Origin of the sequence: Hahella ganghwensis DSM 17046 (assembly GCF_000376785.1) — a bacterium.
GTDB classification, from domain to species: Bacteria; Pseudomonadota; Gammaproteobacteria; order Pseudomonadales; family Oleiphilaceae; genus Hahella; species Hahella ganghwensis.
The window spans coordinates 102,726-111,154 of record NZ_AQXX01000126.1 but is presented as its reverse complement, the minus strand read 5'-3'; the positions used below and the strand labels follow the sequence as shown (position 1 = coordinate 111,154).

At 50.6% G+C, this 8,429-nt stretch carries 7 protein-coding genes; 3 read left to right on the top strand and 4 right to left on the bottom strand.

The features are described 5' to 3' along the window. From F566_RS0119025 to F566_RS0119010, 4 genes are all read right to left on the bottom strand, one after another. Window positions 1–184 (bottom strand): transposase (locus tag F566_RS0119025; RefSeq protein ID WP_020406292.1); only part of this gene is annotated, 184 nt, incomplete at its 3' end. Between the two features lie 687 nt (window positions 185–871). After that, the gene (locus tag F566_RS0119020; RefSeq protein ID WP_020408615.1) at window positions 872–2,872 is read right to left on the bottom strand and encodes an ATP-binding protein; all 2,001 of its coding nucleotides are present in this window, start codon (window positions 2,870–2,872) and stop codon (window positions 872–874) included. Window positions 2,873–2,877: 5 nt separating this feature from the next. Further along, the gene (pdsR, locus tag F566_RS0119015; RefSeq protein WP_020408614.1) at window positions 2,878–3,576 is read right to left on the bottom strand and encodes a proteobacterial dedicated sortase system response regulator; all 699 of its coding nucleotides are present in this window, start codon (window positions 3,574–3,576) and stop codon (window positions 2,878–2,880) included. Between the two features lie 291 nt (window positions 3,577–3,867). Then, window positions 3,868–4,470 carry a hypothetical protein gene (locus tag F566_RS0119010; RefSeq protein WP_020408613.1) on the bottom strand — a complete coding sequence of 201 codons (603 nt, stop codon included), beginning with the start codon at window positions 4,468–4,470 and terminating at the stop codon, window positions 3,868–3,870. Window positions 4,471–4,879: 409 nt separating this feature from the next. On the opposite strand from F566_RS0119010, the gene F566_RS37970 reads away from it, so the two are divergent. The 3 genes from F566_RS37970 (at window position 4,880) to F566_RS0118990 (ending at window position 8,409) form a co-directional block, all read left to right on the top strand. After that, window positions 4,880–5,011: a hypothetical protein gene (locus tag F566_RS37970; protein WP_020408612.1), complete on the top strand. Its 132-nt coding sequence runs from the start codon at window positions 4,880–4,882 to the stop codon at window positions 5,009–5,011. A 263-nt stretch (window positions 5,012–5,274) separates the two neighbouring features. Further along, on the top strand, window positions 5,275–6,255 hold the full coding sequence (locus F566_RS0118995) for an NADPH:quinone oxidoreductase family protein (RefSeq protein WP_020408610.1): 981 nt from the start codon (window positions 5,275–5,277) through the stop codon (window positions 6,253–6,255). 219 nt (window positions 6,256–6,474) lie between these two features. After that, the gene (locus tag F566_RS0118990) at window positions 6,475–8,409 is read left to right on the top strand and encodes a methyl-accepting chemotaxis protein (RefSeq protein WP_020408609.1); all 1,935 of its coding nucleotides are present in this window, start codon (window positions 6,475–6,477) and stop codon (window positions 8,407–8,409) included. Window positions 8,410–8,429: the final 20 nt, after the last annotated feature.

The window sequence follows — 8,429 nt, the reverse complement described above, 5'->3', positions numbered from 1 at the left end:
CACGAAGCATGGTGGATAACGGATACGGAGGGCGGCCGTTCTCGCCCTTGGGGTAATAGCGGGCGATCTTCTTTTCCATGCGTTTCCATGGGATCAGCTTATCCATTCGCTCCAGAAAGATTTCCCGGCGGGTCTTACGCTTCTTATTCTGGTATTCAGCTTCGGAGAAAGTCATCTGATCCATGGATAGTATTCCTGATGAGTGAAGTTGGCCGTATTATGACTGATTTGGGGAGTTATTCAGAGCCTCCTTAGCTTTATCGCGTTAAAAGTAATACCGATTCTTCTAAAACTTCTTGTTGGTTTAAGTGGTTTCATTAACCAAAAAGTATTCGATTATTTGCTGTTTTTTATTTGGCTTGGTTCTATCGGCCAAGCCTTGTTTTTGGTCATAAGATCAATCCTACTGTTTTTGGTCAGTGAGCATCATGCTTCATACATGGCTTTATGTATATCTGTTTTCGCTTTAGCCGGTGCAGTAGGCGTTTCTAGATCGTGGGGTTATCGTGAGCGTTTTGAGGTGGCTACAAAAAATGGTGTATAACAAGCAAAACCATGGGAACCCAAACGCTCCGCTGCATTTTGTGCGCATTAAAATTCTTGCGCAAAATGCAGTCTCGATTTATGTCCCATATATTAGGCGTTAATCTCTCAAGGGTGGATTCAACCAATAATCGCAACACTCACCCAATCCAGCCATATCGGTTTCAGTTCCGAAATCTGACTTGATGCCCACTTTGGTGACCTGCGTGGACGCTATATGGACATGTCCGTCCAATTTTCGACATTTTGATATTTCTATATTTTTAAGTTTTTGAAAATATTAGAAAAAAATTAATCGTAAACTCTATGTGAATGTTGAGAGGCCGGATTAGCAATCCGGTAGTCTGATGCCGAAGCGTACGCCATTTGCCTGATTGCTCGCGATCGCTGTGCCTCCATGGTATTCCGCAACCAATTTTACAATCACCAGCCCAAGCCCCAGATGCAGCTCTTCGTCGCCGGACTGGCGTTCGCTGATGAACGGCTCAAAGAGGCTTTGAATTTTGTCTTCAGGTATCTGGGGGCCTTCATTTTCGATATACAGCAACCAGCCTTTGGTCTCCCGATGGAGCCCCAGAGTTATGGTGCCGCCATCGGGAGTGAAATCCCGGGCATTTTCAATCAGTTTATCAATAGCCTGGGCCAGCAGGTCAGGGCTTGCGTTAAGCATTACCGTATGGACGGGAAAATCAGACTCCAGGCGACAGGGGGCCACAACTTCAGAATACCCTCGGTAGAGATCGTTTAGCATTTCACCGGCATCAAATGTCTGTTTTTCCTGGGTTTGGATAATGGCTTCCAGCTGTGAGGCTTGACGCATGGCGGTCAGCAGCTTGCTGATACGACGAGCGCCAGTGTTGGCCCGGTTCAGATATTCGCGCCGCTCTTCATCTGAGTCAGCCTGCTCTGCCAACTGCAGGGAAGACGTGACGATGGCCAAAGGCGTTCTGCATTCATGGGTCAGTTTGCTGGCAAAGGTCTCCATGTAATCGGAGTAGCCTTTCAGTTTGGACAGCATCAGACCAAAACTTCTGGAAAGGTCTCCCAGTTCATCTGTCAGACGCGATGGGCGTAAATCGTGTTGGAAACGATGCTCTGGATTGAGGCTTTGAACAATGTCTTCCTTGAGGGTTCTGATGCGCCAGGAAAGCCAGCTGGCATAACCCAGCAGGCCGGTAACCACCAGGGTGATCAGGGTAAATACGCCGCTGATAATACTGAACAGGGCTTCGTTGGCTACAGCCGCGACGCGTGGAGTACGCTTTTCAAGGCTGAGCCAGCCAGTCAGTTCTCCGCTGACGGTTTTCAGAGGGTAAAGCGTTTTGATGCTGGCGAGATCCGTCTGCCCGGGATTCTCCCAATACGAAACTGGAATGGCTTCGGAAGAGTCGGCGCTAATTGAGGAGGACGGATAGCTCGAACTGATTTGGTCGCCGGTCGAGTCCACCAGAAATTGGAGAACCCGGCGTACCAGACTCTTCCACAGCTCACTGCTGTGAGGCAGATCCCGGTTCAGGTCGCGATCAACTTCCAGCATCAGCTTTTGATCTGCCGTCAACAGACGAAGACGGGAGTCATCCGGTGTCAGGGATTCTGTGAGAGTGATCAATTGATCGGAGATGTAAACCAGCTTCCTGGGTGAAGCCTGAGTGCCGATTACCGGTCGGATCGTCCGCGAAAACACCTGCCTGCTGGACTGGTCAATATCTTCCCATTCCACTGACAACGCACGCGCGCCGGATGGCAGGGGAAGGCTTAGCTCCAGCAGGCTGCCGTTGTGGGTTTCCTGCCATACGCCAAATAGAAGGCCCAAATTCAAGTTGTTGTCGGCGCGAATCTGTCCGGGGCCTTCGGCAAAAATCATATGTTCGAGCATGGTTCCGTCGGGAAAGTGTAGAGTCAGCCTGATTTGATCATAGAGCTGACCTGCAGCTCCTGGTTGCCGGTAGTGGATGGATCTATCCGGAAGCTCCAGCAACAAATAGAGCCTTTGTCCCCGACTGGCCAGTTTAAACTGGGTTGCAGGTGTGTCAGTCTGAGATGCAGCGTCGGATGTGCTGTGCCCGGGAATATGCACCCAGTCTTCGCTGTATCCGTCGAGAATAATGGGGCGGTCGATGGATTCGAGTAACAGCGCTTCCTCGGAGGTAGGGACATCAGTTTCCCACACCGGCTGGAGTACGTCGGCAATGTACTCAGTGAGTTCAAGGTGGGCAGTTTTCTGGGATTCCCGCAGCGTTTCTTCCAACTGCATGGCAAAACGGATGACTGCCAGAGGGAGGGTAAACAGCAGTACCCCGATAATGATCAGTTGTTTACGCAAGGTCACCGGAGCTACTCAACCAGGTGCCAGCGGTAACCCATGCCATAAGCGGTTTGGATGCAGTCAAATTCTGGATCCAAAGCCTGAAATTTCTTTCGGATGCGCTTGATGTGAGAGGTGACGGTACTGTTGTCCAGCACCGTATTGGCTGCATCCATCAATTGGTCGCGATTTTTGACATGACCGGGGTGTCGGGCCAGGGCGTGGACGATCCAGAACTCTGTCACGGTAAGGTTCAGTGGATTCTGGTCCCAGTTAGCATGCATCCGATCCAGGTTCAGGGTCAGTTTGCCTCGCCTGATGAGTTCATCTGGCCGATTCTGCTGTGCCTGCATGACATCCAGGCGTCGGAACAGAGCGACAATGCGGGTGATCAGGTAGGGGAGACTGATGTCTTTGGTCAGATAATCATCAGCGCCAAGGCGCAGGCCGGAGATCTGATCCAGCTCACTGTCGCGGGCAGTCAAAAAGATAATTGGGACTTCGGCAGATTTGGCCCTGACTTCCCGGCAGAGCTCAAATCCACCTTCGATTTCGGATCCCAATCCCACGTCAATAATGACCAGGTCCGGCAACTGGACGTTAAAGCGTTCCAGGGCAGATTGACGATCCGCAAATGCTTCTACCTGAAAGCCGTGTTTTTTCAGGGCTTCGGTGTAATTGCTGCGAATCAGCGGTTCATCCTCAACCAGGGCTATACGTCTCGACATGGCTTCCTCATTATGCGGCTCAAACTGATCTGGGCGTATTAGATCATGGCCCCCGGAATGCCTCAAGGCAACTCGGGGCTATTGCCATAATTTGCCATTTTTTCCCGTTGCTTTGACGGAATGTTGTCAAGAAATGTGCTGTGCTGAGTAACAGTATTGGGGGAGGGTTGTATTGAGTTCGGTTAGGGTCGTCATAATCATCTCAGGATGAACTTCTTCATTTGCCCGAATTCGCCAAATATCGGCGGCAGTGCGGGCACATCCCTGTGCCGTGTTGATTACAAGGCTGGTTTAGTTGGAAAAGGCATTGCTGATACTGCCCATCAAAGGGCCTTGTCCATAGTTTCGGGTGTTTTGATTTCGATTGACCCAGTTGCGGAACATGTCGACGTAATCGCCTTTGCCCCACTCATACAGAAACTGGCAGAGTATGACGAGTGCCATATTGCCGCAGTTACCTACCAGGCCACCTGCATTGGCTTCTGTTTGTGCAGGTCTGAAACTGTAAAAATAGGATGTATTGCCGGGCGAATGTGGACCGAGATCCGATCTTCCAACCAGGGTGTTGATGAAATTGGCAAAAGTGGCTGCCTGATTCTGACTGACATTGATTTCGTAGCTGATAGCTGTTGGACCATGAACCATTGCAGAGTCGTCGTACCACATGCCCTGGACTGTAATATTGTTGCCTCTGATGGTTTGTAGCAGGCCCGCAAGTAGATAGGAGTTGGGATTGAATCCTACCAGATGCGTAATTCTGCCGCCTTGTCTGGCCACCAGTGCTGTATGGCCATTCTTGAAATATCCAAGGCAGCCTTTGGGCGAACTCCAGGTAAAGGTTGAATACAGGCGGTACAGGTTCCAGGCTCCGACGCCCTCTTGTTGTACGTTCATCCTTCTGGGGGGAATGCTGAAACCATCCCTGCCAACTTGATACTGCCACCAGTCCGACCGAGTGATCGTTATTGTTGCCGTTGTTTATCGACACTGTCATATTGATAGTCCTTTTAAACTGTATCTCTAAATTCAAAAAAAGAGCAAGTACAGCGATAAATCCTCTTATCCATTAGCGAAAGCGTGTTTCGCTTCTTTAAGCCCTCATACTTTTCAGCCCAGCCCAGCCCAGCCCAGCCCAGCCCAGCCCAGCCCAGCGAATCTCAGTGACTTTTATCCCAGCTGGCGCTTTTTGCCCTTGCCATCATTTGCCATTTTTTCCCATGGCATTGACGGAGTCTGGTCAAAAAAAGCGCATCCTGGGATGAGAGCATGAAAAACGAGTAAACATTCAACAGGAGCGATAGTGATGGCTGACACGAAACTGATGACAGACATGAAAGTGAAGCCGCTTAAACCTCAGACGTTATTGGCGATAGCGGCGATGTTGACTTTTATAGGCGCTCAGCACCTGGTGTTTCTCGTTGAAAGTGCACTCTAGGGTGTGGTGAGCAGTACAGCCACCCCTGATTTTCTCTCATTTTTCCTTTCTATACCCTCCCCGATTAGGGCCTGAATTGCCAAGTGGCAGACCGGGCCCTTTTTTTGTCTGATCTCCATCTTTTTATTCTATAGCGACTGGTCCTCAATGGGATTCCTGGTTCTTTTGAGCTTTAGAGGTAGCCATAAATAAGACTGTCGTTAATAAAAGAATCGGTAAGGCAGCTATAAATAAGAGCTATAAATAAAAATGAGGATTTCTGAATGCGTGCACTTTTATGCAAAGAATACGGTCCCCCGGACATGCTGGCGATAGAGGAGGTGCCTGACCCCAAACTGGGAGCCGTTAGTTGTGTGGTGGATGTGACCGCGGCGGGAGTCAACTTTCCTGATACTCTGATTATCCAGGGCAAGTATCAATTTCAGCCTCCGATGCCTTTCAGTCCCGGTGGGGAGATCGCCGGCGTGGTTTCTCAGGTCGGTGACAAAGTGAAGAACTTCAAACCGGGAGACCGGGTGATGGGATTAACTGGTTGGGGAGGATTTGCCGAGAAAGTTGCAGTGGCGGAAAGCAACCTGATTCCTGTGCCTGAAGGGATAGATCTGGTGAATGCCGCAGGCTTTGTGATGACTTACGGAACCTCTATGCATGCATTGACGCAGCGGGGACGATTGCAGTCCGGCGAGACATTGCTGGTTCTTGGCGCCGGGGGCGGAGTCGGGCTGGCAGCGGTAGAATTGGGAAAAGCGATAGGGGCCAGGGTCATCGCCGCAGCGGGAAGTGCTGAAAAGCTGGCCATCGCCAAAGAGGCGGGAGCAGATGAGCTGATCAACTATACCGAAAACAACCTCAAAGACGCACTCAAACAATTAACCAAAGGCCAGGGAGTGGATGTCGTGTACGACCCGGTTGGAGGTGATCTCAGTGAGCTGGCCTTACGCTCCATGGCATGGTGCGGAAGGCACCTGATCATCGGGTTTGCGGCCGGTGATATCCCTAAATTACCTGCCAATCTTACCCTGCTGAAAGGTTGTGACATTGTTGGGGTTTTCTGGGGGGCGTTTACCCAGCGTCAGCCTCATGACAATCAGGCGAACTTCCTGCGAATGATGGACTGGATAAAGGAAGGCAAAATCAATCCCCGAGTCAATAGAATCTATGAATTTGAGGAGGCTGGTCAGGCGATTGCGGACATGGCCGGGCGCAAACTGACGGGGAAAGCGGTTATTAAAATAGGTATGTGATTCGCTGTCTCAGGCCCTGATCATTTTCTGACATTTGTGACAGTCGGTTTCTGCCAAACCATCGATTATCGTCTACCTTTTATATTGACCGGTAATAGTGACCGGGAAAATCCAGTTGCTGGAAAAAGCCCTGCCATCGATTTGATTTTGGTGGCCGGGGCAGATTCTGGGAGCTGGATTAGTCGTCCAACGTTATCTTCGAGGTGAGGCAAACTCTCAATGTGGTCGAAAATCAGCATTCAGCAAAAACTTACCGCTATTATCGTCGCGGCGCTCGTCATATCGTTAGGTCTGTTGACCTGGTTGAATGATCGCAACTCTCGAAGTCTTATTGAAGAACGCCTGGAATCCAAAATCCTGCCAAGCAGCCTGGAGAGCATCAGCAATAAAATCGAAGGGCTGTTATTACAGCCGGTGAAAAGTTCCCAGTTGGTAGCTGAAAATGCCTATCTGCAGTCCTGGATTCGGAATGGCGAGCCTGAATCAGACCAGTCCCGGGCGGTCGAATTCTTTCGTCAGGTAAAATCCAGTACTCAAGCTGATGTGGTGTTTTACGTTTCCAGTGTGTCAAACAAATACTATACCCAGGATGGTGTTCTGAAAGACATGAGCGCCAGTAACGCTAATGACCAGTGGTTTTATGGATTCCTTGGCAGCGGACTGAACTACGATATCAATCTCGACTATTTTGAAGGCACCGGTCCGCTGACGTTATTCGTCAACTATGCGGTGAAGCAGGGAGGGCAGACAATCGGAGCGGCAGGTCTGGGACTGAGCGTGGATGAATTGACGACATTGATTCGTGAATTCCGGATCGAAGAGACCGGGTATGTGTTTGTCGCCGATCAAAAAGGCAACGTTCTGATTCATCCAGACAAAGAGCAGACAGGAAAGGCACTGAAAACGCTGACGGGAGTCGGAGAGGTGGCGAAGGTCCTGACCGGCGGAGCTCAGTTCAACGTCACCCGATTTGTAGATGACGGGGCGGAATATGTGGCTGCCTCTTATACGGTGCCAACATTTAACTACCGGGTAATTGCCGTGGTTCCTCAGGCGGAGCTGTACGGTGTCATCAATGCGGCGCTGATCAAGAGTATCCTGCTTGCCTGTGTTATCGCGGTGATCTTTATCATATTGGCCATATTGACTGCCAGGGCGATCTCACAACCCATTCGTGAGACATCACGCCTGCTCAACGAAATATCCAAAGGTGGTGGGGATCTGACGACCCGGCTGGATGTAACCAGTGAGGATGAGCTGGGGGTGCTTTGTGAAAGCTTTAATGCATTTGAGGAAAAGCTGTGCGCCATTATTTCAGAGGTATCCCAGCAGGCGGAACAACTGATGACGGTGACCAATCAGGTGAAAGGCATATCCGATGAGAGTGCCACATCGATTGAAAACCAGAAAGTCAGTATCGAAAGTGTGGCTTCAGCGATCACCGAAATGGGGTCAACGGTTCAGGAAATTGCGTCCAATGCCAATACCGCCTCGGGAGCAGCCGTTGAGGCGAAGGAGAAATCCTCTCAGGGACAGACGGCGGTGCGGGAAACGATCGGCATGATACAGTCGCTGGCCTGCGAAATGGAAAGTACCAGTCAGGTCGTCAATGATCTGGGGGATCAGGCAGAGAAAATTGGCGGGATTCTCAATGTGATACGGGGGATTTCCGAACAGACCAATTTGCTGGCCTTGAACGCCGCGATCGAAGCGGCCAGGGCCGGTGAGGCTGGGCGTGGTTTTGCAGTGGTTGCCGATGAAGTACGCGGTCTGGCGAAGAGGACGGCGGAATCGACAGATGAAATCGCTGAAATGATTGATGCGCTACAAGGCGGTGCTGGCAAGGCAGTCGAAGCCATCGCGCGAGGCAAACAGAATACGGAAAATAGCGTGACGAGCGTTAATAAGACCGGTTCTGTTCTGGAGGATATATTTGTCGCTGTGGAGCAGATCAGTGATATTAATTTCCAGGTTGCCACCGCCACCGAGGAGCAGAGTCATGTAGTGGAAGATATTACCAAACATGTGGTGGAAGTGGAGACAATCAGCTCGGATACGTTTGATTCGGCCAATCGGGTGCGGCAGCTGTGTGCAGAGCTGACAAGTCTCTCTGAAACACTGACCCGTCTAATGGCGAACTTCAAAACAGGGTGATACCGTTCGTCGGTATGGCC

Bases quoted from the DNA above. Each gene is read 5' to 3' on its own strand.
- pdsR (WP_020408614.1), bottom strand. From the start codon at position 3,576: ATGTCGAGACGTATAGCCCTGGTTGAGGATGAACCGCTGATTCGCAGC.
- F566_RS0119010 (WP_020408613.1), bottom strand. From the start codon at position 4,470: ATGAACGTACAACAAGAGGGCGTCGGAGCCTGGAACCTGTACCGCCTG.
- F566_RS37970 (WP_020408612.1), top strand. From the start codon at position 4,880: ATGGCTGACACGAAACTGATGACAGACATGAAAGTGAAGCCGCTTAAA.
- F566_RS0118995 (WP_020408610.1), top strand. From the start codon at position 5,275: ATGCGTGCACTTTTATGCAAAGAATACGGTCCCCCGGACATGCTGGCG.
- F566_RS0118990 (WP_020408609.1), top strand. From the start codon at position 6,475: ATGTGGTCGAAAATCAGCATTCAGCAAAAACTTACCGCTATTATCGTC.